The organism is Streptomyces sp. AC1-42W (assembly GCF_003248355.1).
GTDB lineage: Bacteria > Actinomycetota > Actinomycetes > Streptomycetales > Streptomycetaceae > Streptomyces.
In genome coordinates this window covers 482,947-508,897 of the sequence record NZ_QKWY01000001.1, presented here as the reverse complement: position 1 = coordinate 508,897, position 25,951 = coordinate 482,947, and the positions used below count along the sequence as shown (strand labels likewise).

General features: G+C 70.2%; 17 protein-coding genes and 1 rRNA gene. 8 read left to right on the top strand and 10 right to left on the bottom strand.

Annotated elements, in window-relative coordinates; genetic code table 11:
• Nucleotides 1-151: 151 nt before the first annotated feature.
• The 6 genes from DNK56_RS02295 to DNK56_RS02270 form a co-directional block, all read right to left on the bottom strand.
• On the bottom strand, nt 152-1,438 hold the full coding sequence (locus tag DNK56_RS02295; protein ID WP_111330034.1) for a TIGR02679 family protein: 1,287 nt from the start codon (nt 1,436-1,438) through the stop codon (nt 152-154).
• Complete coding sequence (locus DNK56_RS02290) at nt 1,428-5,582, bottom strand: TIGR02680 family protein (RefSeq protein WP_111330033.1); 4,155 nt, start codon at nt 5,580-5,582, stop codon at nt 1,428-1,430. Before DNK56_RS02290 ends, DNK56_RS02295 begins: the two co-directional genes overlap by 11 nt.
• Complete coding sequence (locus DNK56_RS02285) at nt 5,579-7,003, bottom strand: TIGR02678 family protein (protein ID WP_111330032.1); 1,425 nt, start codon at nt 7,001-7,003, stop codon at nt 5,579-5,581. The genes DNK56_RS02290 and DNK56_RS02285 overlap by 4 nt, the downstream gene beginning before the upstream one ends.
• A 103-nt stretch (nt 7,004-7,106) precedes the next feature.
• Entirely contained in the window at nt 7,107-8,681 is a 1,575-nt protein-coding gene (locus DNK56_RS02280) for a TIGR02677 family protein (RefSeq protein WP_199563910.1), read from the bottom strand.
• Nucleotides 8,682-8,880: 199 nt separating this feature from the next.
• A complete protein-coding gene (locus DNK56_RS02275; RefSeq protein WP_342211074.1) occupies nt 8,881-11,682 on the bottom strand; it encodes a DEAD/DEAH box helicase in 2,802 nt (933 codons plus the stop codon).
• A 1,338-nt stretch (nt 11,683-13,020) separates the two neighbouring features.
• Entirely contained in the window at nt 13,021-13,389 is a 369-nt protein-coding gene (locus DNK56_RS02270) for a hypothetical protein (RefSeq protein WP_111330031.1), read from the bottom strand.
• A gap of 410 nt (nt 13,390-13,799) precedes the next feature.
• On the opposite strand from DNK56_RS02270, the gene DNK56_RS02265 reads away from it, so the two are divergent.
• From DNK56_RS02265 to rrf, 3 genes are all read left to right on the top strand, one after another.
• Nucleotides 13,800-15,176, top strand: coding sequence for an IS1380 family transposase (locus DNK56_RS02265; protein WP_111329981.1), 1,377 nt, complete (start codon nt 13,800-13,802; stop codon nt 15,174-15,176).
• A 203-nt stretch (nt 15,177-15,379) separates the two neighbouring features.
• Nucleotides 15,380-15,883: an adenylate/guanylate cyclase domain-containing protein gene (locus DNK56_RS02260; protein WP_111330030.1), complete on the top strand. Its 504-nt coding sequence runs from the start codon at nt 15,380-15,382 to the stop codon at nt 15,881-15,883.
• Nucleotides 15,884-15,898: 15 nt separating this feature from the next.
• Nucleotides 15,899-16,015 (top strand): 5S ribosomal RNA (gene rrf / locus DNK56_RS02255).
• A gap of 126 nt (nt 16,016-16,141) precedes the next feature.
• Here rrf and DNK56_RS02250 read toward each other — a convergent pair.
• From DNK56_RS02250 to DNK56_RS02235, 4 genes are all read right to left on the bottom strand, one after another.
• Nucleotides 16,142-16,909 carry a transposase gene (locus DNK56_RS02250; RefSeq protein WP_111330029.1) on the bottom strand — a complete coding sequence of 256 codons (768 nt, stop codon included), beginning with the start codon at nt 16,907-16,909 and terminating at the stop codon, nt 16,142-16,144.
• A 43-nt stretch (nt 16,910-16,952) separates the two neighbouring features.
• On the bottom strand, nt 16,953-17,930 hold the full coding sequence (locus tag DNK56_RS02245) for a BsuBI/PstI family type II restriction endonuclease (protein ID WP_111330028.1): 978 nt from the start codon (nt 17,928-17,930) through the stop codon (nt 16,953-16,955).
• Nucleotides 17,931-17,949: 19 nt separating this feature from the next.
• The gene (locus tag DNK56_RS02240) at nt 17,950-19,476 is read right to left on the bottom strand and encodes an Eco57I restriction-modification methylase domain-containing protein (protein ID WP_241989724.1); all 1,527 of its coding nucleotides are present in this window, start codon (nt 19,474-19,476) and stop codon (nt 17,950-17,952) included.
• A gap of 342 nt (nt 19,477-19,818) precedes the next feature.
• A complete protein-coding gene (locus DNK56_RS02235; protein ID WP_111330026.1) occupies nt 19,819-21,159 on the bottom strand; it encodes a helix-turn-helix transcriptional regulator in 1,341 nt (446 codons plus the stop codon).
• 418 nt (nt 21,160-21,577) lie between these two features.
• Here DNK56_RS02235 and DNK56_RS02230 point away from each other — a divergent pair, with 418 nt between their 5' ends.
• From DNK56_RS02230 to DNK56_RS02210, 5 genes are all read left to right on the top strand, one after another.
• A complete protein-coding gene (locus DNK56_RS02230) occupies nt 21,578-21,781 on the top strand; it encodes a hypothetical protein (protein WP_111330025.1) in 204 nt (67 codons plus the stop codon).
• Nucleotides 21,782-21,884: 103 nt separating this feature from the next.
• Nucleotides 21,885-23,006, top strand: coding sequence for a sugar-transfer associated ATP-grasp domain-containing protein (locus DNK56_RS02225; RefSeq protein ID WP_111330024.1), 1,122 nt, complete (start codon nt 21,885-21,887; stop codon nt 23,004-23,006).
• A 13-nt stretch (nt 23,007-23,019) separates the two neighbouring features.
• Nucleotides 23,020-23,949, top strand: a complete 930-nt coding sequence (locus DNK56_RS02220) for a hypothetical protein (protein ID WP_111330023.1) — start codon at nt 23,020-23,022, stop codon at nt 23,947-23,949.
• A gap of 54 nt (nt 23,950-24,003) precedes the next feature.
• Entirely contained in the window at nt 24,004-25,380 is a 1,377-nt protein-coding gene (cysS, locus tag DNK56_RS02215) for a cysteine--tRNA ligase (RefSeq protein ID WP_111330022.1), read from the top strand.
• The gene (locus tag DNK56_RS02210; protein WP_111330021.1) at nt 25,377-25,946 is read left to right on the top strand and encodes a 2OG-Fe(II) oxygenase; all 570 of its coding nucleotides are present in this window, start codon (nt 25,377-25,379) and stop codon (nt 25,944-25,946) included. Before cysS ends, DNK56_RS02210 begins: the two co-directional genes overlap by 4 nt.
• Nucleotides 25,947-25,951: the final 5 nt, after the last annotated feature.

Below are 25,951 nucleotides of genomic sequence, written 5' to 3'. Positions count from 1 at the left end.
TCCCTCGTCGGATGGCCGCTGCCGGGCGATGCGGCGGTTGGGCCGCTTCAGTGCACTGATCACCTCGCGTGTCCGGGTGGCTCATGCGGGGGGTGAACGCCGAACGGCACTCTCCCTGGGGCAGATCAAGCCGTCCACCGGAGTCACCGGGTCAGGTGCGGGTGAGGTCGGACAGGAGTGCGGGCAGGAGACGTTCCTCCATGACCGTACTGCCCGACTCCTCCATGGCACGGGCCAGCTCGGGATCCCAGGGGCTGGCCGCGGGCGGCCCGGCGAGTGGCGTGGACTCGCCCTTGCCGAGTGCCGTCGTGTAGTCGGCGGCGGACATCCGCCAAGGGCGGGCGCCGTGTCGGGCCACGGCGTCCGCGGTGATGCGCAGGCCGGCCCAGTCGAAGTCGGCGCGCCAGTACAGCCGGGTGCCCGCGCGTGCGGCGTCGCCGAGCAGTCTGTGGCAGGCAGCTGACGGGACTCCCTCAGTGCACACGAGGGCGGCGCCGGTGTTCTGGAGTTCGCCGGCGGCGGCGCGCAGTACGGCCGGGTTCTCGCAGACGAAGATGGTGCGGGCGGCGGGGACGACGGGATCGGCGGCGAGCTGGTGGAGGGTGAGCCGGAAGGGGATGCCGAAGTCCGCGGCGTCGCGCAGCCAGTCGCAGACGACGGTGTCGCCCCTGGCGCCGATGTTGAGGACGAGGACCTGGCTGGCGAGGTCGTCGGCGATGGCTCCGGCGCTCTCCCACAGGGCGCGCCGCCCGGCCCGCTCGCGTGGGACGGCGCACCCGTCGCCGGCACGCTGGGCGAGGGCACGCAGGACGAGTTGTTCCAGCGGGGCGCCGGGCACGAGGGCCTTGGTGTCGCCGGTGGCCCGTTCGGCGAGCACCGGGAGCGGCAGGACCCCCGGGCCCCGGTTCGGGGAGCCCGCGGACCGGTCCCCGTCACCGGCCAGCGATTCCAGGACGCGTACCGCCGCGTCGAGGAGGGGTGCGTCCCCACGGCGTACCAGACGGGTGAGAGTGCCGTCGGCCGCGATCTGCTCCAGCCAGGCCGCGAACCACCCCTGCCCGGCGAGCCGGCTGGACTGGGCGGACTTCAGGGCCAGTTCGCGGCGGGCGTGCTCGTCGGCCCGTTCGGCAGGCCGGTCACGCAGCGGGCCGTGCAGTCGGCCGAGAGTCGTCAGGAGACCGGTGCCGTAGCGGTCGTGGAGATATCCGTCCAGGTCACGCAGGGGTACGGTGAGACGCCCCACGGTCTCGGGCCGGTAGCGGCCGGTGATCCCGATGACGGTGCGGCGCTCGGCGTCGCTGGGCCTCGTGAGCCCTATGTCGCCGTCGAGTACTCCTGATGTGCGCTCCAGTCTGCGGCGGGCGGCGGCGAGCAGCCGGGTCCATCCCTCGCCGCGCAGCTCGTCGTGCCCGTGGTCCTCACCCCGTTCAGCCGGCAACCGGGGCCTCCTCGGGCGCCGGGGCGCGGCGGGTGCCGGGCGAGCCGAGTGCGGTGGTGAGGTCGCCGGTGTCGTCGGCGAGGAGCCGGTCGCCGTCCCAGACGAGCAGCAGCGCGGAGACGGTGTGCTCGACGGCGCTGTGCGCGAGGTCGTAGTGCGCGGCGGCGGACACCGCGGTGTGGGCGGCCCACAGGTCGTAGCCGGTCATGAACAGGTCGAGGTCGAACTGCGCGGCCAGCGACATGAGTTCGCCGCGCCCGGTGTCGTCCACGCCCGCGAACGCCTCGTCGAGGGCGAGCAGCCGAGGGGCGTGCGGGTCGGCGGAGTTGAGCATGGCGTGCGCGGCGGCGAACAGCGGCAGGTGCAGCGACACGGACTGCTCACCGCCGGACAGCCGGCTGTGCCGGGCGCGGGTGAGCCTCTCCTCCGTCCGGTCGGGCCGTACGAGCTGGAAGGCGAACTGGCGCCAGCGCCGGTAGTCCAGGACCTCGGCGAGGAGTTCACGGTAGGGCTGGTCGCGGTGGCGGGCGCGGGCGGTCTTGATCTGCGCGGCGAAGTGGCCGCGCACCCGGGCGAGGCCGTCGGGGCCGAGGCGGGCGGCGTCGGCGTCGAGGAGGGCGCAGACGGCGCGCTGTTCGTCGTCGAGATGGTCGGCGAGCAGCCAGCTCACGCCGACCGTCGTCCCCGAGGACATCTGCCGCCTGCGCATGTCGGTGTTCATCCGCCGGATCAGGTCGCGGGCGTCGACGGTGCGGTCGTGGATCTGCTGGGCGAGCCGGGTGAGCAGGGCGTCCTCCAGGATGCGCTGCTCGGAATCGGAGAGCAGTTCGGCCTGGTCACGACGGTGCGAGGAGATCTTCTCGGCGAAGGCGGCGACGGGCAGCTGGCCTTCTTCGTCGGCCACGCGGACGAGGATGACGCCGTCGGAGCCGTCCCACTCGGGCCGGTAGTCCTGTCCGGCGGCGGCGAGCTGCGCCTGAAGGTCTTCCAGGGCCTTGGTGAGCCGGGTGACGGACTGCTTGAGACTCGTCTCGGTGGGGGTGAGGTCGCGGGTCGCGGAGAGGATCGCCTCGTGCACGCCGGCCGCGGCCGGCGGCAGTGCCCCGCCGGCCCAGTCGGCCTCCTGGGCGGGCCAGGCGAGGCCGGGCGGGCAGCGCAGGATGTCGAGGAGTTCCCGGGCGGCGTACGGACGCAGGGACCGGGCGGTGTCCTTCTCCTCCGCCGCGGCGACCCCCTCGGCCTCGGTCGCGGCCGTACGGCGGGCCTCGGCCGCCGCGGTGCCCGCGATCGCGCCGTGCTGGGCGGTGCGGGCCGCCTCGGCCTCCGCCACCAGGGCGTCGATGCCGTCCTCGGTCTCCCGCACCTGCCGCATCACCTCCTGCGCCTCGGCCCCGACGGATTCCTGAAGGGCCGCGAGTCCCGCGGCCTCCTCCGTGTGCCGGCGGCGCGCCGCGCGCTCGGTGTCCGCCGCCGCCTCCTCGTCCTCGGCGGCGGCGGTGAGCCGGTCGGCGCCCGCCTGGGCGGCGTCCGCCTGCCGAGCGTGCTCGCGGCGGCGGGAGACGAGTTCGCCGACCGCCGTCTCGAAGGCGCGGGTGGCGGTCTCGACGGCGTCGATCTGTTCCGGGCGCCCGGTTTCGATGCCGTGCTCGGCCGCCGTTCGGCGCAGGGCACGCTCGGCGACCGAACAGGCGGCCACCGACTCGTCGTACGCGGCCCGGGCGGTGTCGGCGGCGTCGCGGGTGGCGCGCAGCCTCGCCGCGGCCCGGTCGAGTTCGCGCAGTGCCTGGGTGATGGCTGTGGTGCGGGGCAGGGCGGCGCGGGCCGCGCTGTACGCGTCGAGGGCTGCTCCCGCACGGGCCTGGGCGCGCACCGACTCGTCGAGCCGGGCGGAGAGTTCGGCCAGCAGCGCCTCGCAGGCCGCGATCCGGGCGGCGCGCCGGCGGTCGCGGGCGGTCGCGCCGACGTACTCGGCGTGCTCCTTGATGTGGGCGCCGACGAGGACACCGGCCGCGTACCGGCCGTCGGGGCCGATGTGCGGGACACCGGCGCCGGGGTCGCCGGTGACGGCAACGGAACGCAGTACGGCGGTGACCCGCTCGGCGGTCGGGACGGCCGCCTCACCCGGGGGGTTCTCCGGGATCTCGGGGCGCAGGAGGCCGGCGAGACTCGGGCCGTCCACCGGGGCTCCGGCACGGAGGAAGCCCTCGCTGCGGCCGGCCGGCACGCGGCCGTCCTCGGCGGTGACGAGCGCGTCGAGAAGGCCCGACGCCTCCAGACCCGCCTCCAGACCCGCCCGCTGACTCTCCGTCAGCGCTTCGTCGAAGTCGACCAGCCGCCACAGCGGTACACCGTCGGCGGGCGCCCGGTCCGCGCCGCGTCCCCGGGCCGGGGGCGGGGCGTCGTCGTGTTCGGCGGCGATCCGGTCGCGTTCGGCCTCGGTCTCGGCGCGGCGGCGCTCGATGTCTGCGTGCCCGGCACGGAGGGAGGCAAGGGTGTCGCGCAGCTCCTGCACGGCGGGTGCGGTGGCCTCGGTGAAGGCGTCGGCGAGCGTGACCGCCTCGGCCTCGCCGGTGAGTTCGAGGGCCTCGGCGAGCCGGGCGGCGCCGGCTTCCGGGAGAAGCGTGCCATGCGCGCCCGTCCACCGGCCGAGTTCCGTACGGGCTTGCTCCCGGGCGGACTCCAGGGCCGACTCGGCCTCGGTCTCGGCTGTCTCGGCGGCGCCGACGGCCTCCTGCGCCCGGTCGAGCGCGGCCTGGGCGAGATCGCGGGTCTGCTCGGCGCCGCGTGCCGTCTGCTGGGCGGCGCGCACGGCCCGGACACCCTCGTGGCGGGCGGCTGCGCGTGCGGCGGACAGTTCGGCGACACGGTCGGGTTCTGCGTCGGCCGGAGTCCAGGGGAGGCCGGCGGCGTGGGCGTGGTCGGCGACGGCGGCGGCGTCCCGGGAGACGGCGGCGTCGAGCTCGGCGGCGAGCCGCGCCGCGTGTTCGGCCTCCGCGCGGGCGCGGCCCGTGGCCGCCGTACGGCGTTCACGTTCGGCGCCCGCCTGCCGGGCGGTCTGCTCGCAGGTGCGTACCAGGCGTTCCAGGTCCGCCAGTTGCTCGACGGCCTGATAGGCGGCGGAGGAGCGCAGCTGGTCGAGGCGGGCGCGCTGCGCGGCGAGTGCGGCGTCGGCCGACTCGGCGCGGGCCTCGGCGGCGGCCTGCCGCTCGCGGGCCGCCGCCAGCTCCTCGGTGGCGGTGCGCGACGCGGCGGCTCGCTCGGCGGTCTCGGTGCGGCGGGCGGTGAGGCGGTCCGCGGCGGCGCGGGCGTGGACCCGCAGGTAGGTGGAGTAGCTGGCGAGGAAGGCGCGGGTGGCGTCGTCCGCGGCGACCAGTCCCTCCAGGGTGCGCTGCACGGACTCCATGTCGTCGAAGGAGCGGGCCGCCTCGGCGATCAGGTCCTCGTCGAGCGGGCGCAGGCCGGCAGTGAGGGTGTCGGAGAGTTTGCCCGGGTCGAGGTTCTTGGCGAGCTGCGGGCGGCGCAGGGTGAGGATCAGGGTGAGCAGTTGCTCGTAGCGCTCCGGGCCGAGGGCGAACAGGCGCCGGTCGACGGCGGCGCGGTAGTCGGCCGTGGAGGCGATCAGCTCGTTTCCGAGTTCTGCTGCCAGTTGCTTCTTCGTCATCGGCCGGTCGTCGTGGGTGAGGAGGGAGAAGTCCTCGCCGACCCGGCCGTCGGTGACGAAGTGCCAGCGGGCCGGCGTGTCGCGGTGCCGCTGGGCGTGCAGCCCGATGCCGCAGGTGACGGCCTCGCCGGTGTCCTGGCGGGTGAACTCGATCCAGACGTAGCCGAGCGCGCTGTCCTGCCCGCGGAAGAGCAGGTTGGACTTCATCGTACGGTCCTCGGCGGCGAACGGGTTGAGCCGCTTGGGGTCGATACGGCCGTCGAGAACGAACGGGAAGAGGACTTCCAGGGCCTTGGTCTTGCCTGATCCGTTGGGGCCGCGCAGCACCAGCCAGCCGCCCGCGAAGGAGAACTCTTCGTCCCGGTAGTCCCACAGGTTGATGATCCCCGCACGGGTCGGAACGAACCGGGCCGCGGGGGCGGACGCCTCGGGGACCGAGGCGGGGGCAGGCGCCGGGGCCTGCGGGGGAGCGGGGGTGCTCACGGAGTGGAGTCCTTGGCGGTGTCGTCGGTGAACAGGGCGGTCTGGGCGGGCGGCTCGGCCGCCGCACGGGTCCTCACGCGGGCCGTCACCCCCCGGTAGCGGGCCAGCAGCGGGAGGGCGAGGGCGCCGCCGTCTACCCGGACGATCAGCGACATGGCGGCCAGCAGGTCGAGCGCCCGGCCCAGGAGCCGGTCCGGGTCGCCGCGCAGATCGGCGGCGAAGCCCGCGCCGTACTCGGCGATGATCTCCCTGAGCCTGCCCCGGAGCCAGGAGTGCGTGACGAAGGGGTAGCGGGTCTCCGCCGGCTCCGGCACCTCGCCGGTGGACGTCTCGTACGGAGGCGTCTCGTCCCGCTCCGCCGGATGGACGAGTTCGGCCACCAGCCCCCGTGAGGGCAGGGCCCCGTCGACCCGCCGGGCACGGTCCGCGAGGCGTTCGGCGGCGGTCGGCGCGGGCAGCGGTTCGAGGGCGTGCCGCCCGGAGCGTTGCGCGGCGGCGCTGATCCGGGCCGCGAGGAGCAGCGCGGCCTGCGCGACGGTGCCGCCGCCGGGGAAGCGGATGTCGGACAGCCGGCCGGAGGTGTCGATGAGCGCGATCCCCTCCGCCCGCCGCTCCACCGTCAGCCCGGTCAGCCGCTCCAGGTCCTCGGCGAGGGCGGGGGCCCGCAGCTGGCCCAGGAGTTCGGTGCCGGCGTCGGCGTAGTACGCGACCGGGTTCTCCAGCACCAGCCGGCGGGCCCGTCGGGCCTGGTCACGGCGCTGGGCGGCGCGGCCCGCGGACAGACCCAGCGCGCCGGAGGAGTCGAGGAGCGCGGTGACGGAGGTCAGGTGCTGCAGGACGCGGGTCGGATGGTGGACGGCGAGCAGGATCTCGCGGTCGATGTCGTACAGGGCCTCGGCGCGCTCGGGATCGCCGGCCCAGGCGGTGGCGGAACCGTCGGCGAGGGTGAGCGCACCGCGTTCGGTCAGCCAGGTGACGGCGTCGACGAAGGCGTCCCGGTCGGGTTTGCGCGCGGTGTCCAGGCCCAGCCCGTCGACGCGCACGGCGTCCGCGGCAACCGCGTCGGCCAGCTCACCCAGCGCCACCTGCGCGCCGTGCCGGCCGAGGGCCGCGAGGGTGAGGACGAGATAGGCGTAGCGGCGCCGGTCGAAGGGGCGGCCCGCCCGGGTGAGGGCCGGGCGGGTGGCGTCCAGACCGTCCTGGGCGCGCTGCAGCCGGGCGGTGTCGGCGGTGGTCACGAGCCGGTAGCCGAGCACCTCCATCAGGTCGGTGCGCAACTGCCCGGCCCAGCGGCGCACGGCCGCCAGCGCCGCCTTGTCCGGGTATACGGGCGTGACCAGCGGATGCCGCAGGACGAGCCGTACCGCCTTCTGGTAGTCGGCGAGTTCGAGCGGGGAGACTCCCTCGGCGACCCGGCTCATGCGGACCTGCCTCGACGACGGTTCATGCGATCCGGTCCTCCGTGACGGTTCGGACGGTCTCCTCCTCCGTGACGGCTCATGAGATCCGGCCCTCCGTGACGGTTCATGCGGAGACCTCCAGGCGCAGCCCGTCGAGGTGGAGACGCCCGCGCACCGTGTCGACGGTGGTGGAGCCCTCGGCAGGGGTGAGGGTGAGCCGCACCCCGTGGGCGGAGCCGGAGGCGGCGGTGACCAGGCGGCTGGCGGGGACCCGGGCGGCGAGCGCCACGTCCAGCAGGGCGAGCAGGGCCCGCGTCTCGGGCTCGTCGAGCGTCCGGCCGTACACGCCGTCCGACGCGAGGGAGTTCGCGGCGCCGCGGCGCTCTGCCTGTTCCTTGAGCTGTTCGGCGCGGAGCAGGGCCCGTCGCTCGTCGTCGCGGTCGATGCGTCCGGGCCCGTGCAGGGCGGGGGTGCGGCCGGACTGGACGAGGGTGCGGGCCAGCTCGACCGGTTCGGCCTCCCACCAGGACGTACGGGACGGGATCCACTCGGGGTCGGCGTAAGGGACGGCGATGTGGCGGGGCGCGCCGAGCCCGAAGACCGCTTGGAACAGGGCGTGCGCGTCCTCGTCGCTCTCGCACGAGGTGAACCACTGGGCGAGATGGCGCAGCTGGCTCTCCCGGCTCACCCCGCCCCGGCGCGCCTCGGTGACCCGGCGCAGCAGGGCGAGGACAGAACGGATCGCGGTGACGGTGGCGTCCTGCAGCCGCTCGGTCTCGCTGTGCTCGCGCGCCGCGAACCAGTGGACGATGCCGTCCCAGCGGTGCCGCCAGTCCGCGAGGCGCTCGGCTGGGCTGCGGAAGAGCCGCTCGTCGGCCTCGGCCGCAAACTCGATCATGCGGTCCACACCGGTGGCCGCGGCCTTCTCGACCGCCTCGGCCAGCAGCGGGGCGTAACGCCCCAGCTCGGCGGTGAACTCCCGCATGTGAGCGAGGAGCGTGTCCTTGTGGGCGAGGAACACCTCGGGCCGGGTGTCGTTGGTGCGGGCCAGGTCGCCCAGCATGAGGTAGAAACGGGCGGCGCGCTGCGCCATCTCGTTCAGCACGGAGTCGAGACGGCCGAGCTTGCGGTACACCTCCTCGCCGTCGCCCGCGACGTTGGCCTCGGCCAGCGTCCGCAGGTCGCCGAGGATGTCGGGGAAGACGAGGCGGGAGAGCTGGGCGTCCTCCAGGCTCGCGCCGAGCACGTCCTCCACCGCCCGGTAGGCCCGGTACCCGGCCTGCGTGAACTGGTACACGTAGTGCCGGTTGCGGTACTCGGCGAGGTTCGCGGCACGCGTCCCGTCGTACGACCTGTCCAGCACCTGCCACTCCGCGAGCGCGTCGAGCAGCGGCTGCACACCGGCCGACCCGCCGACGGCCCCCGCCGCGGGATGATCGGCGGCGAGCCGCTCCAGCAGCCCCACCACGTCCGAGGCGTGCAGCAGCACCTGGTAGTTGGCGCGTCCGCGGTCGAAGGCCCGCAGCAGCCACAGGTACGCGTGACGCTTCTCGGCGGCGGCGAAGTGGAACAGCCGCAGCCGGTCGTCGAGGGAGAACGCGTCGATTCCGAAAGCGCCCTCGTCGAGGGGGTCCGGGCCGTGAGACTCCGGGACGTCGGGCTCGTGTTCCTGTCCCCAGGCGTCGGAGTCATTACTCACGGACTGTGGGCTTCCCTTCTCCCTCTGTTTCGGCCGACGCAGGTCCGGCCGGATGTGTGCCACCGGTTCCACACCAGTGTGCCGCACTCCGACCGGTGTGTGTGAGCCGCTCCTCGGCCCATGCCGCTTGTGCTACCGTGTGCCCGTTTCACGCTCCCTGCCGGGCGGTGGCCTCGTGGGGAGCCGCCCTGCGGCCGGCTCAGCGCCGGAGCGCCGCGTACGCCCCGAGCCACCCCGTCCCCAGCCGGTCACCGCCCCTGGTGAAAACGGCCGCCCCGCTGTTGCCGGCCGAGTTGTCCGAGAGGTCGTCGGGCGGCAGGAGCAAGGTGGTCGCCTCACCGTCGCCGCGGTGCAGGGTGGTGGTCGCGCCGTTCCACAGCCGGATCACCGAACCGGGCGGAGCCGTCACCCGGACCCGGTCCTCCATCAGGTCCAGGCGGACGCCGGTGGCGCGCTCCGCGAGCAGCGCGCGGTAGCGGTCCGGGGGCAGGGCGCAGTCGTTCGGCGGCGCTGCCCCACCCCAGTCGGGGGCGTCGACACCACGGGCGCGGGCCGCGCGCCACATACGGGGGACGAGGTCGGGTGCGAGCGGGGCGGTGGCCATCCGCTCGCACATCCACAGCAGCCGTCCCGCCCCTCTTCCGGGCCCCAGTGCGCGCCACCGGATGCGCTGGGCCAGGTCACCGGCGACGACGGCCGCCCACGGGTGGACCGTGCCGATCGGGCCCTGCGCGCCGAGCCAGGCCAGATAGCGCCGGGCCTCCTCCAGGATGCCGGTCATGGAGTCGACGGGGATGCCCAGCACGTAACCAGGGCGACCGCGGAAGAGGCCCGGGCGGTCGGCGACGAGGTGGAGGACCGCGCGGGCGAGGTCCCCGGCCACCGGCTTCGGCTCGTCCCGCGCGGACTCGTCGGTCTCCTGCGGCTGCTCGTGCTCATTCTCCGCCTCGCGCAGTACGCGACGCAGTGCCGTACGCGCCCGGTCGGTGAACGGTGCCTGTTCCAGCACCGGGAGGCGGGTGCTGAGCAGGGCAGCCAGCGACCGCTCGGCGGTGAGGGCGTCTGCGGGCACCGGGGCCTCTCGCACCGCGGTGGCCAGGTCGTCGGCGAGGGCGGCGTCCACCATGAAGCGGCTGGTCAGCCTGCCCAGCGGGCTCGTCTCCCAGCGGCCCTCGTCGGCGGTGGCAGCACCGACGGCAGCCGCGGCACGCAGACAGCCCGCCGTCGTGAGGAACGCCGCCGCCTCGTGCAGGGGTTCGACGCCGGCGTTTCCCTGGTGGGCGGCCAGCGTCCCCGCCCACCACCGCTCCGCCTCCTCGACACCGGCCACCCGTCCCTGGACGGCCTCGGCCAGCAGGTGGTCGGGCAGGTGGTCGCCCAGCCGTGAACGCACCGTGTATCCGGCGGCGAGCCGGGCCTGCCAGTGCGCCCGCTCCTCCGGATCGGCGAGCAGGAACGCCCATCCCTCGCGCTCCCCTGCGCCGATCCGGCCCGCCCGGCCGAACATCTGCTGGACCATGGACACCTCGATACGGTCCAGGCCGATGGTGGTGTCGGCGACGATCACTGCCCGGGCGGGGAGGTTGACGCCTGCGGCGACGGTGGAGGTGGCGACCAGCACGTCCGCCTCACGGGCTCGGAATGCCTGTTCGGCCTCCCGTTTATAGGGCCAGTCCCGGTAGTGCAGCCGTACGCCTGCCTTGGTGCACAGCCTCTCGACGAGTTCGGCGTCGTCCGCGTCGACGCCCGTGGTCGGCACGCCCCGGTCGGCGGCGAGCGCCAGCGCGGTCGCGCGCACCCGTCTCTTGCTGCCGCAGAACACCAGCACACTGCCGCGGTCCTCGGCCACCCGGCGGGCGATCCGTACGGCGGCCTCGGTGCGGACGGCGGCCCGCGCCGCCCAGTCGGCCTCGTCGGCCGCCGGCAGGTCGGGCAGCTGCCAGGTCAGCCGGGCGGGCCTCCAGCCGGTGCGGATCAGCCGGGCGCCCAGCCAGTCGGCCACCTCGTCCGCGTTGGCGGCCGTCGCCGACAGCCCGACGATCCGCGCCCCCGCACCGTCCTCCCGCACTCGCGCGAGCAGCGCCTCCAGTACGGCTCCACGCACCGGATCGCCGAGGAGATGGATCTCGTCGACGACCAGACAGCCCAGCTCGGCGAGCGCGTCGCGCAGCGATCCCGCACGGCAGATCGCCTCGAACTTCTCCGTCGTCGCCACCCACACGTCGGCCGCCCGGATCAGCTCACTGTCCACCGCGGCCTCACCGGTCAGCCGAACCACGCGCAGACCCCGTCGTCGCCACAGCCGGAACTCCCGGTCGAGTTCGTCGGTGAGCGAGCGCTGCGGCACCAGCCAGGCGGCCTTGCGACCCCGGGCGTGCGCGTCCAGCACCGCGACCATACCGATCGGGGTCTTGCCCGCACCGGTGGGTGCCACCACCATCAGATGCCCACTGCCCTCCCGTACGACGGGCACGGCGGCCGCCTGGGCCGGGTTGAACGACGGATGCGGCAGCAGCACGGCCCACTCGGCGGGCACCAACTCCCCGACTGGCACGTACGTGTCACCGTCGCCCTCCGGCAACTCCTCCAGCGCGTCCCATTGCGCGGCGAAGGTATCCCGGGCCGCCACCGCCCAGGGTCCCGCGGCCGGAACGGCGCCACCCGGACCGACCGTGACCAGATCCGTATCGCCACCCGACTCGTTGATCGTGCCGACCTGTTCGACCTCCTCCCAGTAGCGGCTGACGCGGTACGGGACACCGAGCTCCGCGAGTCGGCCCCGCAGCCCGTCGTACTGCGAACCCTCCGGCAGGATCACCCGCGCGTCCTCCGCCGCCGCGACCGCCTCCTCGGTGGGGCACCAGTCCGGATCGGTCACCTTGCACCACAACAGGGCCCGCTTCTCGGCCTGCTCCGGCACGGCCAGGTCGTCCGGCCACGCCGGAGGATGTCCCCCGTGCATCGCCCCGGTGAACGGCCCGGGGACACGAATCGCGGTCACACTGACGCCGGGACCACTCGGGCAAGGCCCCACCGGCACGGACATGGCCGCCGAAGACGCGGCCGTGAGCTGACCGTACGTCTTCACCCCCAGGTCGGCGAGGCTGAACGCGGTGGGGCAGCCAGGACAGACCAACGCGGCATACCGGTACACCCGCCCCTGCGACTCGTACGGTCTGCGCAGCGCGTGCAGCTCCCCCTCACATACGGGACAACAGCGCTCCACCCGTTCCTCATAGGCCCAGCCGGACTCGGAGAACCGCGCCGGGAGCACCCCGCCCAGGGCGACACCCCACCGCCGTCGCACCACCTCGGCCACGGACCCCTCAGCGCCCGTCCCCGATTGGGCCGGGACACCCTCGTACGTCACTCCGTCCGCACCTCCCATACGCGACTGTGGCATGTCGTGATTCACACCCGCAGACGGTTTCCACGTCTTCCACCACTACGGGTTCCGCCGCCATGCGCGGCCCGCGCCCAGCCGGCCAGGGGAGTCACGACCGCGCCGAGGGCGCCGGAGCCTCCGCACAGCAGATCGCCAGGCCAGCCAACGACACGATCCAGTTCGGTTCGCCCTACTGGGGCGGCCGACAGTGAAGCAGCTTGTCGTCGCCCACGCCCCAAGAAAACCCGGCCGGTCGCACGATTGTCTGGATGGCACGACTCCCATGCGAAAACGGCGAGGCTGACCCAGGAGCCATCCGCACGACCTCTGCACGCCTGGCCGCCAAATGCCACCAGCTCGAACCGGACTGGGCCGGGGAGATCGACAGCCATGAACAAACTCACCGATGAACGTCGCACCCCGGCAGCCAGGACTCCCCCTCAGCCTGTTGGAAAAGCACAAGCCGTAAGCCGCCGACCACCCTTCCCAACGGCACCCGAAAACCCTCGGCTCCCCCGGGACTGCGAGGCGGTTCCGGCGGGCTGTCACGCACGCTTGTCCACCGGCCGTCCACCGGCACGTTCGCCCGTATGGGCATCCGAAGAGCTCGGTACATCAAAATCGCTGGTCAGAGCCTTTTCACGGCTAACTGGCAACCGAGAGCGAACCCGCGACCAACGCATTGCGATGCATAGACCACAAGTGTCCGATCTACCCGAATTCCAAGGTCAACGAAAACAAGAAACCCCAGGTCAAAGGCCCGACCTGGGGTTCACCATGGAGCCGCCTTCGGGATTCGAACCCGAGACCTACGCATTACGAGGGCCCGCAAGATCATCCCGGCTGGTGCCGGGCGGTGCCGCCGAATCCCGTTTCTCCAGGTCAGAGACCTACGCCCTGCAACCCACGTGCCGCCCAATCCGCCCTGTCCCACCCAGTCCGCTCACGCACCGCTCACGCAATGCCGTCGCCCCGGGCAGTCGGGCTGAGCTGCTTCTGGAGCTCCTCGATCCGGCTGCTCGTAGCAGCAGCACGCTGCTGCTGGCTGCGGAGCTGCGCCTTCGCCTTGGTCAGCTCGGCAACGACACGTGCCTGCTCCACTTCACCCCGGGCTGCCTCCACACCATCGTCGTTATATGCGGGTCCGAGCCGCTTGCTCTCGACAACCCCGCGCCGCGTCTGACACTCAGGGCAGTCGACCACTCGCCGGACGTAGGTGTTCTCCCGGTGCTGGATGAAGGTGGTCACGTGATCGCAGGTGAGGATCAGCTCCCAGGCGTCCAGGTCCTTCTTGCGTTCCTCGGCAGAGGGGAAGGACCCCATTCACGTGATCCGGGGCCAGCTGTACCTCAACGAACTACTCCTACTGTCCCTGGCCAAGGCGAACGGTGCCCAGCCCAAGGAGTACCGGGCATGGGCTGGGGAGTTTTTGCGACCCCACTCCCCGCAGTTGCCGGAGTAGCCAGCACTACCCCAACCCCGCTCCGATCGGCGACGCTGCCGAGAGAGCCCTCAACATCATCGTCGGCGGCAACGTGACGGTGAACCCCAAGGCGCACGCGGAGCGCGGCGCAGCAGCCGCCTCCGTCCGTTGTCAGTGTGCGCTGCTAGCCTCGGGCTTTCATGAGGTGGGCTGTCCGAAGCGTGATCGAAAACGTGAGAAGTGCTCCTGACCTGCAACGATGGGACTTGTCGAAGGTCCAGATCGTGCCGTGGAAAGAAGCACTTCTCAGGTGAAGAAGCGTATCGGGTCGTACCCGCGTATCCGCATCGAGGGCGGCGGCCGGGCGGTGGTCTCCCAGGCCGGGGGCGTGCTGCTGGTCGAGACGGTCCGCAAGGCCGGGCTGGACACCGCGATATCCGCGGCGCTGGCGCCGTGGCGGAAGGCTCGGGCGGTGCACGACCCGGGCAAGATCCTGCTGGACGTGGCCCTCGCGGTCGCGCTGGGCGGCGACTGCCTGGCCGATGCCGGGATGCTGCGGGCCGAGCCGGCCGTGTTCGGCCCGGTGGCCTCCGACCCGACCGTCTCCCGCCTCGTCGACACCCTGGCCGAGTCCGGCCCGAAGGCTCTGAACGCGATCCGGTCCGCGCGGGCCGAAGTACGCGAACGAATATGGAAGTTGGCGGGATCCTCGTCGCCGGACGCCTCCGGGCAGGTGATCGTCGACCTGGACGGGGTGCTGGTACTGGCCCACTCCGACAAGCAGGACGCGGCCGCGACCTGGAAGAAGACCTTCGGACATCACCCGCTGGTGGGCTTCGTCGACCACGGAAGCGGCGGCACCGGCGAGCCGGTGGCCGCGCTGCTGCGGCCCGGGAACGCGGGCAGCAACACCGCCGCCGACCACATCACCACGGCCCGACTCGCCCTGGCCCAACTGCCGAACAAGTACCGGCGCGGACGCCAGACGCTCATTCGTACCGACTCCGGCGGTGGCACCCACGAGTTCGTCGCCTGGCTCGCCCAGCGGGGCAGGTGGCTGTCGTACTCGGTCGGCATGACCATCACCGACGCCATCCACCAGGCCGTCCTCAAGATCCCGCCCGCCGCCTGGACAGTGGCCGTCGAACCGGAAGGTGAGATCCGTGACGGCGCCTGGGTCGCCGAACTCGACGGTGACGTCCTCAAGGGCTGGCCGCAGGGGATGCGGCTGATCGTCCGCAAGGAACGCCCGCACCCCGGCGCCCAGTTGCGCCTCACCGATGCCGACGGACTGCGGCTCACGGCGTTCGCGACCAACACCACCGGCGTTCCGATCGCCGCACTCGAACTCCGGCACCGCCAACGCGCGAGAGCCGAGGACCGCATCCGAAACGCCCGCGCCACCGGCCTGCGCAACCTGCCACTCCACGACGCCGCACAGAACCAGATCTGGCTGGAGATCGTCCAAATCGCCCTCGACCTGCTGGCCTGGATGCCCATGCTCGCCCTCACCGGGCAAACCCGCAGGTGGGAGCCCCGGCGGCTGAGGCTCCGACTGTTTTCCGCCGCCGCTCAGCTCGTCACCACCGCCCGCCGCCGACACCTGAGATTCGCAGGCCACTGGCCCTGGACCGACCTGATCACCGACGCCATCGCCCGACTCGAAGCTCTCCCGAACCCCGGCTGACCAGCACGTCCCCGCCCCTGCGAGCAGCACCACCCCGACCGGAGCCGTGGAACCCGGCGCCCACCCGACGCGACAGCCGGGCCATCAGCCTGCCCGCCACCCGCCCGAACAGCCGAAACGGCCCGCCGGAGGAACCGACGGACCGTCACGAAAGATCGAGGCTAGGGTCCCGCCAATTCAGCTACAGGAGTGAGGTGGGGTTGATGTCCCTCGGAGACGACATCCGGTCCGACTTGGGCAAGCTCGTTGGTACACCTTGGACGATCCGGGACGGCCGGGTGGTCCCCGGCACCGATGATGTCAAGCTGTTCTCCAATGACGCGGTGAAGCTCGACGCCGTCTATCTCTACGCCGACCTGCTCGGGTCTACGAAGCTCGCCCGCGACTTCCGCCCCGAGACAGCCGGCAAGGTGATCCGGGCCTCGCTCCGCACGGCATCAAAGATCATCAAGGCGCGGGAAGGCGAGATCCGAAGCTACGACGGCGACCGCGTCATGGCCATCTTCATCGGCGGCTCCAAGAACACCAATGCCGCCAAGGCCGCCCTCCAGATCAACTATGCGATGACGATCCCGTGGGCCGACCCCAACTGCCCGCCTCCAGGGTCCTCCCGCGTGCCCATCGGGTACGGCCCAGTGGTGTATCGAGTGCACTCGGCACACCACTCCACCGGTATACTCATCCGAAGAAAGCGCCTCTTCAGCTGAGGTGCTCGCCAGATTTTCGGTGACCATAGCGGCGAGGAAACGCCCGGTAACATTCCGAACCCGGAAGCTAAGCTTGCCAGCGCCGATGGTACTGCGAGGGGGACCTCGTGGGAGAGTAGGTCGTCGCCGAATTCAGCTTGAAAGGGCCGCTCCAAAACACATGGAGCGGCCCTTTCGTCATACGGCACTCTAAGGGTTGTCCCGTAAATGATCTTTGAGTCGCCTCGGGCATGGTGGGCTGCCGTACCGCCCGTCGGTCTATCCGGCGAGGGCGAGGTTGTGCATCCGGGCGATGCCGAGCATGGCGTGGTGGACGCCGTCGCCTCTGAGGCGGCAGTCGCGGAGGATCTTCCAGGTCTTCATCCGGGCGAAGACGTGCTCGACGCGGGCTCGGACCTGCTTGTGGGACTTGTTGTGTTCCTGCTTCCACTCCGGCAGTTCCTCGCCCTTGCGGCGGCGGTGGGGCATGACGAGTCCGGTGCCTGGATAGCCGCCGTCGGCGATCGTCATGGTCTTGCCGACAGCGGCTTTGGCGCCGGATTCCTCCCACGCCTTGCAGTCGTTGCGGTTTCCGGCGAGCGGCCGCCCGACCACGACGACCAGGCGGGTGTCGGCGTCGATGACGACCTGGTGGTTGGTGGAGTACCGGTAGTTCTTGGACCGCTCGGCGATGCTGTGGTCGCGGGTGGGGACCAGGGTGCCGTCCACGATGAGCACGGTGTCCTTGGCGAACCGCTTGCGGGGCTGGAGCGCGAGCATCGGCCCGAGGTGGTCGATGATCCGGTCGGCCGCCGACTTGGACACCCCGAACAGCGGGGCGAGCTGGCGCATGGTCAGGTTCGTGCGCCAGTACGCCGCCACCAGCAGGGCCCGGTCCTCCAGCGGAAGACTCCACGGCCGGCCCTTGCGGACCGCGTCCGCACCCTCGCGCCGCAGCACCGTCACCAGCTTGGCGAAGGCGCGCGGGCTCAGCCCGGTGAACGGGGCTATCCAGGACGGCTCCGACGCCGTGATCACACCAGTCACACCAAGATCATCTCACCCGTGACCAGCAGTTACGGGACAGCCCTTAGTTGTACGGCCCCAGGAAGCGCTCCCCATTAAAGTGGATCAGGTGCGTTGGATTATCCGCGCACCAAACGTCGGTCTCCCAAGCGATCTCTTTCAGGTATTTACGAAGCTCGACACGCGACGGCAACGCAGAAATGAAGACGAGGCCGGCCGAAGAGCCTCGGAATAGCTCACTGAGCTCCCTGTACCTCTTGGCATCCACTGGACCATGAGAAGACGCCGCCTCGATCAGGACGAGCCAATTCCGATCCCGGAGAAAGACAACAACGTCGGGCATTTTTCCGTGCGAATCAACCTCAACGCCGAGCTTCGCAAGCGATTCCTTTTCGAAGATCGCCCACTTATTGTCGGCGTCACCAATGTAGAGCACCTCACCGTTGGGCGTGTACCGTTCACAGAATTCACCAATGATCTGCACGATCAGGGTGTTCTGTCCGCCAGGGCTGAGGTCGATCTCCTTACCCCCGGGGAGCTGAACCGGGATCCTGTTCATTTCACGCTCCCGCGCATACATTGCCTGCAGGCCGGGGCGCTCTTCGAGGTATTCCGCAAGCCTCTCATCGAACCCATCCTGTCCGAATGATGCAATGAGCCCAAAGGCTGCGGGCTCTATCTGATAGCACCACTTAGGAGAGTTGACCGGCCGGTCCGGCTGATCAGGATTTTGCACAACCAGGCCCGCATCGACGAACTGGTGCAGCGTGAACCTGCGGATCGTCTCTCGACTATTTGCGGCGTAGTCCTTTTCGTAGACTTCGCGCAGCCACTGCATAATCTGGACGGTGCGGAGCATGGACCTTTCAGCCTGCGTCCAGTCCTGATCTGGGCCGAGTTCAAGGAGGGCTAGCAGCACATAAGCCGAACGCTCATTTGATCGCTCAGCATCGAAACCGAGCAGCTGGAGAAGATGACGCGCTTCCGTAAGCTTATCACCACGCGCTCCTCCATTAACTTCGATGACGGTCTGCTCAGACATTGAGTTGTTGGCTCCGATTCTAGATGTTTCGCTCTACAACTTCGTCGATCTTTTCCTGTGCTAGCCATGCACCGCCGTCCCAGCCTTGCCCCATCTTGGAAAGCTGCTCACGGCTCGGATAGCGGAGATTCCTCAAATCGGTGGCATTAACCTGAGTGTGCCCGCTGAACCGTCGAATGAGTCGATCCAGCAATGTAGAGTTCAGCCACAGACAAAGGCCACGCGCAACATCCTTAGGAAGTCCCTGCCCGCCGTCGTGGTAGACATTTACGTGGTTCTCGAATCCGATCCGCTCGCATTCGGTCACGTCTGAATCAAATACAACGGCTACCACACGACGCTTCTCCTCTTTAGAGGAAAGTCGCTTAACGACAACGTAGTGCCCAGAGGGGAAGGTCATCTTCTCGGTGTCGGCGTTAAGCATGATGGCGTTGTTCTTCTTCGCGCCGGGGACGGGCCAGAAGATTCCCCCTTCCCGCATATGGAGCGGGTAGATGAGAGGAACCGCCCCCTCCACCGGGTCGGGGCGCAAATGCTCCTTGCTCCGGAAGTCGACCACACGGCCGGTAGAAACTTGGAGCCCTACCTCGGGAAGTGCGGCTGCAAGCCCTGAGTGAGTTACAGCCAACTGGGTATCTTCCTCGTCGGCGCTGATATGAATGAAACACTCAGGGTCCGCCGGATGCACCATCTCCTCATATGGAACGACCCGTCTACGAACATCGCCTGAGTAGCTATGGCTTGTCGACACCGTCACCGGCCCACGGTCCAGGGAATCGGTTCGGGTCGCCGAGAAGATCACATTTTCCTGGAGCACGTCCGTGTCGGCGAATACCTTATTCCGGGCCTCGAAGACGTGTACGCGGTCGATGTGCATGCGATCGAGAAAGTACCTACGGAACGGTCGAAAATAGGGGCCATTAGCAAAACTGCGAGGCGTAATGGCCACCAGCTGCCCGCCTGGCGCGAGTAGGTGAACGCCGAGGGCCATGAACGCGGAGTAGAGGTTCGAAGTCTCCGTGCATGCTGCCGTGACTGCCCTGCGCGCATGCGAGCCTGCGGCGAGCTTCTTGTACGGCGGGTTCATGATCACAAGATCGAAAGGGCCAGGGGTCTCGCCGAACAGACCTTCGGCCTGAGTGGCCCACTCGATGAAGTCGCCCTGCACAAGGTTCGTCTCAACGTGGCCGCCGGCCTCCCGGGCGGTACTGGCGCAATCTCCAAGGGTGGTCGCCAGAGTGTCGTGCAGCTGGGGGTCGATCTCACAGGCAGTAACGCTGATCCGAGCTCCAGGCCGAAGCTGAAGGATTCGCGCCACCGCGGATGCAGTAAGAGAGCCGGCTCCGGCTCCAGGATCCAGAACCCGGATCGGCTCCGCCTCGTCCAGCCTGGCCAGAGAAGCAATGAAGTCCGCAGCGGGGGCCGGCGTGAAGTACTGCCCGAGCTTCGCGCGCTCCTTGGAGTCAAGCGACGCGGACGATTCCTGCCTCCGTGCTTCCGTTCGCGCCACAAGATCCATTACTGCCGCTGGTGCTTCTGTTGCCATAGGCACAGCCTAGCCAGCGCCCCTCCCGCCTCGGCGAGCCTGTGGATAAAGACATTGAGGCTTTTGTCTCATGGCTGGCTGCTCATCAGCGGGGATGCAGGCCGCTTGCCTGCTGGTTTGCGACGTCGACAACGAGCCCACGGATCAGCCACCTGATCCTCAGTTGCTCTCGCCGAGGGCCCTCAGGTGCACTTCGAAGGTGACGGTCATGCTTTCGAGCAGGGCCAATCCCTTCTCGACCGTGCCGAGGGACGAGAAGCCAACCCCTCCAGACTTGGCGCAGGCGCTCATGCCTTGGGCGAGGAACCAGTGGGCAGGCCCCCGCCATCGTCATCCGTGCGCTCAGACAGCAGAGGGGAGAGCCCGGAGGCGGTCGCGGAACTCTCGCACGGCTGGCACTGCAGAGTGCGGTTCGAGGTAGCGGCTGAACTTGGTCAGGCGGACGTGGGCCCGGTCGGAGCGGACTCGGTTCTCCAGCAGTTCCAGGCCGACGTTGGCGGCGTCCAAGGCGCCGTCCAGGTCCCGGGCGGCCAGTCGTGCGGTGGCAAGGCGGCCGGAGCGGACGGCCCGGTCGCGCGGTACCGCTTGGTCCACCGCGACCGCGAGGGCGCTGGTCGCTCGCTCGGGGAAGCCGGAGCGCAGCATGATCTTGCCCTCGGTCGACTTGAGCTGGGCCTCGCCGTACCAGCCGAGCCAGTCGGGGCGGTCGCCTTCGTGGTGGGTGCCCCACAGGTCGTAGGCGCGGTTGAGGGACTTGCCGGCCGCCTCGTGCTGGGTGTCTCGGGACAGGGCCTCGGCCTGGTGCAGGTAGAGGTACGAGGTCGCCGCCGGCGGGAGGGCCGAGGGGGCGTTGCCGATGGCGGTGTCGATCAGCTTCACGCGTGCGGCCGTGTCGCCGGAGTCGGAGATGTGGACGCCCATCTCGGCGAGGATGAAGGCGCCGAAGCCGTCGTCCTTCGCGCTGTGGGCGCTGCGGAGGGCTCCGACGTAGTAGCGCTGGCCGAGGGAGCGGAGGCCCTTGTCGTAGGCCATCCATCCGGCGAGGTACGACACGCGGGCGGCCGTGGCGTAGAGGCGGTGTTCGATGGCGTCGGTGTAGCGGCCGTGGTCGAGCAGGCTGGTGATCAGTGCGAGGTCGCTGGTGGCCTGGTCCAGGAGGCGGGCGCCGCCCATCTGGTCGTCGAGCGTGCGGAGGGTATCCACGCGCGTTTCGATGGTGGTCACCATCGCGTCGGTGACACGGTCGCCGTCGATGGCCGAGGCGAACGCCTCTGGCGCGGCCGCCCAGTTGGCGGCAACTCCCGTCAGCGCGACGCCGGTGATGGACAGGAAGCCCCGACGATCCATGTGACCGCTCCTGACCAGATCAGCGAATACCTTCACGGTGCCGGCCGGAGTCCACGGGGCCGCCAGGGCCGTCGACTCCCACGCCGGCAGCCACCGCGGCCAGGGCACCGAGCGTACGTGGTCCTCGGGGACGCCCAGCAGGTCGGCGAGCACCCGTTGCGCGTCCGCGTCGGGCGCCTGCCCCTGCTCCCACTTCCAGACCGTCGTCCGGTTGGTGGCCAGCGGTACGCCCAGCTCGGCTCCGCGTTCGCGCATGAGCCGGGCTAACTCGGCCTTGCCCCAGCCCTTGCCTTCTCGCACGTAGGTCAGCGGGTGCAGAGCCATCGGGTCAGACATCCCACCCTCCCCTCAGGTTGGTAGTCAGGAGGCTACTCCCCGTGCGTGCGAGAAACGGGGGTTTCTCTCGCTGGAGGAACCCCCTGGAAACGTTCCGGGCCTGTGGTCCACGGCCGTTCACTGGGCCTCACGCCGTTCGGAGCTGAGCACCCGGGTTAACCGGCTCCCCCGCCCCGCTCCGGACGGCTCCCAGGACCGCAGCCCGTCATCGACGTCCCTCGCGTGGGTGACGGGCTGCACCCCCCGAGGAGGTCGTGATGAGCCAGCCTTTGCCCGTCCGTAGGCCCGGTGCCAGCGGACGACAGCACACGGTTCCCGAGCCGTCGGCCGGTCCGAGCCCAGCCCTCCGCGCCCGCGCCGAGTCGGGATGGGAGAGATTCCTTCGTCGCGGAGCGAGCGACCGCGAGGAGTCCGAGCGGTGAATCCGGTCGATGCCGAAGGCCGGGAGGACCACCCCCTCCTTCACCGCCTGGTCCGCGACATCGCGAGCCGCGGTGAAGGGGAGCTGACGGCCGTCGTCCACGAGAGGCACGGCGGCCGGCTCATCCGTATCGCCCACATCCAGCCCGCGAACGGCATCGCCTGGTCGACGGCCGCCGACAACATCGGGCCCGCCCGATGAGGCAGCGCCTCGCTGTCGTGGCCTACGTGATCGTCGTCAGTGCGCTCGTCGTCACGTTGGCCATCGCCGGAACCCCGAACCACTGAGAAACGGGAGGAGCACCATGAGACGTACCGCGAACCGCGGCTTCAATCACCGCCAGGCCGTGACCGAGGAGTGGTTCCGCACCCAGGTCCTTCCTCGCGTGTCCGGCGTGCGGTTTCTCCCCTACCAAGTGCGGCAGCTGCGGAGCGAGCACCTGCAGGCGATGCTGCGCGACGAGGACAGGAAGAGCCTGGCCCGCATCACCGGGGACTTGGTGAAGGTCTCCGCGCGGTGGCGCTGCCTGCCCTTCCACTACTTCCGCTACGGCGGGTACCGGCGCGAGGTGTCTGCCGAGCGGGCCTGCTCGTACCTGCCGGAGAGCGCCCTGTTCCACCGGCTCCTTCCCCGCGTGAACCGGGACGCGATCAACCTGGACGACAAGACGTCCTGCAAGAGGATCCTCGCCTCCGCTGGCGTCCCGCAGCCCGCGCTCATCGCGAGCGGTGACCGCCGCACGGGTGTGACGTCCGGCGGTGATGTGGTGCCGCTGACGGAGGTCCTCGACCACGCTTCCGGACTCGGCCGCGTGGTGGTCAAGCCCTCCCGCTACTCCAGCGGTGGGTCCGGTGTTGTGATCGTGCGGCCTGGCGAGGACGGCTTCGACCTGCCGGCCTACGCGCAGCAGTGGGGTACGTGGCTGATGGAGCAGCACGTGCCGCAGCACCCCGACCTGGACGTGCTGAACCCGTACGCCCTCAACACGTTCCGCGTGATCACCCTGCTGCGGGAAGGCGTCGCCGAGGTCCTGTACGTGATGTTGAAGCTCGGCGGTACCGAGCGCACCACGGACAACTCGGCCGCCGGCGGCATGCAGATCCGTGTCCATCCGGACGGGCGACTCGACCGCCATGGCTACGACCGGTACCTGAATGCCCACACCCGCCACGGGGTCAGTTCGGTGCCGTTCGCCGACCACCGGATCTCCCGCATGACGGAGGTCCGAGAGCTGGCCGCGCGCTGTGCCCGCCTCTTCCCGCAGGTGCCCTTCATCGGCTGGGACATCGCACTGACGCCCGGCGGACCCGTGGTCATCGAGGGCAACAGCAGCCCCTCCCTCGCACACATCCAGCGCACCCACGGCGGCGTCGCGCTGGAGCTCGTTCCCGCGCTCCGCTCCGTGATGGATCGCCCGATCATCTGACCAAGGAGTTCCCGTGGAAAACCTGAGAACGCAGGCCCGCGCCGCTGCCGGAGGTCTGCTCGACACGCTCAAGACGATGCCCGAGGTCCAGGCGCTCTACGTCCTGTCCTCCTCGGCGGTCGCGCCCCGCAACGTCACCCGGTTCAGCACCGATTCCGACTTCGACCTGGCCGTCATCCTCGATGTCCCGATCAAGGAGGACGAGTGGAGGCCGCGGCCGGCGGACACGTACGCCCTGGTCCGCGACCGGCTCCCCGCCTGGATCCCGGAGTTCAGCTTCCACCTGCCGGTTCCCTGGGGACGCATGGAGGTCAACGTCCACCAGCTCCTCTTCCAGTACGAGGCCGACCCCCGCACGACGTGGAACAGCGACAAGTGCGACGCCTACGGGAACAAGGGCGAGCCGCTGTTCGACCGCGAGGAAGCCTTCGGGGCACTGATCTCCCACAAGACACGCGAGCAGCTCCAGCGCCTGGAGGGCGAGACCTACCGGCTGCACAACCGGCTCACCTGGGACGTGCGCGAGATCCCACTGCGCATGGCGCGGCGGGTCGGAGTGCCCACGGGCCACTTCGTCCTCTCGGGGGCGCTGGACGAGGTCGTGGACTGGATGTACGCCCGCTCGGGCCAACTGCTGCCGAACATGAAGTGGAAGCTGTACTCCCTCGGCGCACTCGGCCTGATCAGCAGCGAGCAGGAGAACCTGCTGATCGAGGCCCAGCAGTGCGACCCGCTATCGATGGCCGACCTGGAGCGGCGGTGCGAGGCCCTGAGCGAGTTCTGCCGCGTGGTCGGGATGGACCTCAGCCCCGGGGCGATCGAGGCCGTGCGGAAGGCGTACCAGCAGGCCAACCACCACCTTCTCGGGGAGGAGGCGTCGGTCTTCGCCACCCTGCCGTCCCCGCGATTCGTCCCCTGCGGCGAGCGCGGCGGTTCCAGTTAGACGCTTATGTCCAGGCGTCAGTACGCTGCGTGATCCGCTTACACAGGAGGCATGATGTCGATCAAGGTCCACAACACGCTGACCGGCCAGACCGAGGAGTTCCGCCCCGAGCGGGAGGCCGAGGTGCGGATGTTCGTGTGCGGACCCACCGTGTACGGCCCCAGCCACGTCGGGCACGCGAAGACGTACACGCAGTTCGACTTCATCGCCCGGTACCTGGAGGCGAGCGGGTACAAGGTCACGTACCTCCAGAACATCACCGACGTCGACGACAAGATCATCCGGCGGTCTGCGGAGCAGGGCGTCCCGCCGGAGGAGATCGCGGCCCTCTTCGAGAAGCAGTACCTGGAGGACATGGCCGCGCTGGGGAACACCCGTGTCGACGTCCATGCGCGGGCGCACGACCACATCGACGCGATCGTGGACCAGATCAAGCGGCTGATCGAGCGCGGCCACGCCTACCAGCTCGACGACGGCTGGTACTTCGACCTGGCCTCTTTCCCCGCGTACGGCAAGCTCTCCGGCCGCACCGATCTCCGCCCCGAGGACTCGGTGTCGCGGATCGACGACAACTCGAAGAAGCGCAACCCGGGCGACTTCGCCCTGTGGAAGGGCCGCAAGGACGGCGAGCCGTTCTGGGAGACCGACCTGGGCCAGGGACGGCCGGGGTGGCACATCGAGGACACCGCGATCACGGAGACCTTCTTCGGGCCCTCGTACGACCTGCACGGCGGTGCCGTCGACCTCATCTTCCCGCACCACGAGGCCGAGGTCGCCCAGATGGAAGCCGCCTCCGGCATCGAGCCGCTGGCCCGCTACTGGATGCACACCGGTCTGCTGCGGGTCGACGGCGAGAAGATGTCGAAGAGCACCGGCAACTTCCTCACCATCCGCGACGCCCTCGCCCGGACGGACTTCCGCACCCTGCGACACGCCTTCCTCTCCCAGCACTACCGCTCCTCCATGGAGCTGAACGACTCCACCCTGGAGCAGGCCCGAGGGGCACGCCGCCGGATCGAGAACTTCGCCCGGACCATCGACCCCGCGCACACCGACAGCCCGGCCAACGCCGCACGCGCGACGGACGCCTGGAACGAGATGCGCGAGCGCCTGGACGACGACTTCGACACCCCCGGTGCCCTCGCCGTCCTGTTCCAGTACATCCGCGAGCAGAACCGCATGGAGGAACCGGCCGGCCCGGCCGCCCTGCGGCTGATCGAGGACGTGAACAACCTCTTCGGAACCTTCGACATCCCCGGCGCCGCCCAGAGCGACGCCGCCGTCGACGAACTCGTGAAGGAACGCGACCGGCTCCGCGCGGCGAAGAAGTTCGCCGAGGCCGACGCGATCCGCGAACAGCTCACCCAGCAGGGCGTCGTCCTTGAGGACTCGCCCGAAGGCACCCGTTGGTGGAAGGAGACCACCTCATGACCTGGAAGAGCCGCTTACCTCTCGTCGTAGAGAGCGCCATCCCCCTCAGCCTCTGCGGAGCGCTGATGGACCACGTGAAGAACCACACCGCCCGCCCCCGCACCTACCAGGGCGTCATCGACGAAACGCTGCGCAAGAGCGAGTACGTCGAGATCCCGACGCACCTGGAGGAGGCGGTCATCTCCCACTGCGCCGCCCACGTCCGCAGCCACTTCGAGATCGCCCCGAAGCGCATACCCACCCAGCCGGCGGTCGTCTACCGCTACGGCCCCGGCGTCGGCTTCGTCGCCCACCACGACGAGGTCACCGACATCGAGCGCGAGCGGGCCCGGACCAACGGACAGCCCATCGTCGGCGGCGACCTCACCCTTGTGGTCTGGCTCAACACACCGGACTCCTACGGCGGCGGCGAACTGTTCTTCGAGAACCCCGCCCAGGAGATCAAGCCGCCCTGCGGCACCCTGGTCGCCTTCCCCGCCACCCGCGAGCACATCCACGGCGTACGGCCGATCACGAGAGGCGAACGAGTGACCCTCGTCGTACGCGTCGACGCCGATTGCCTCTGAGCCGG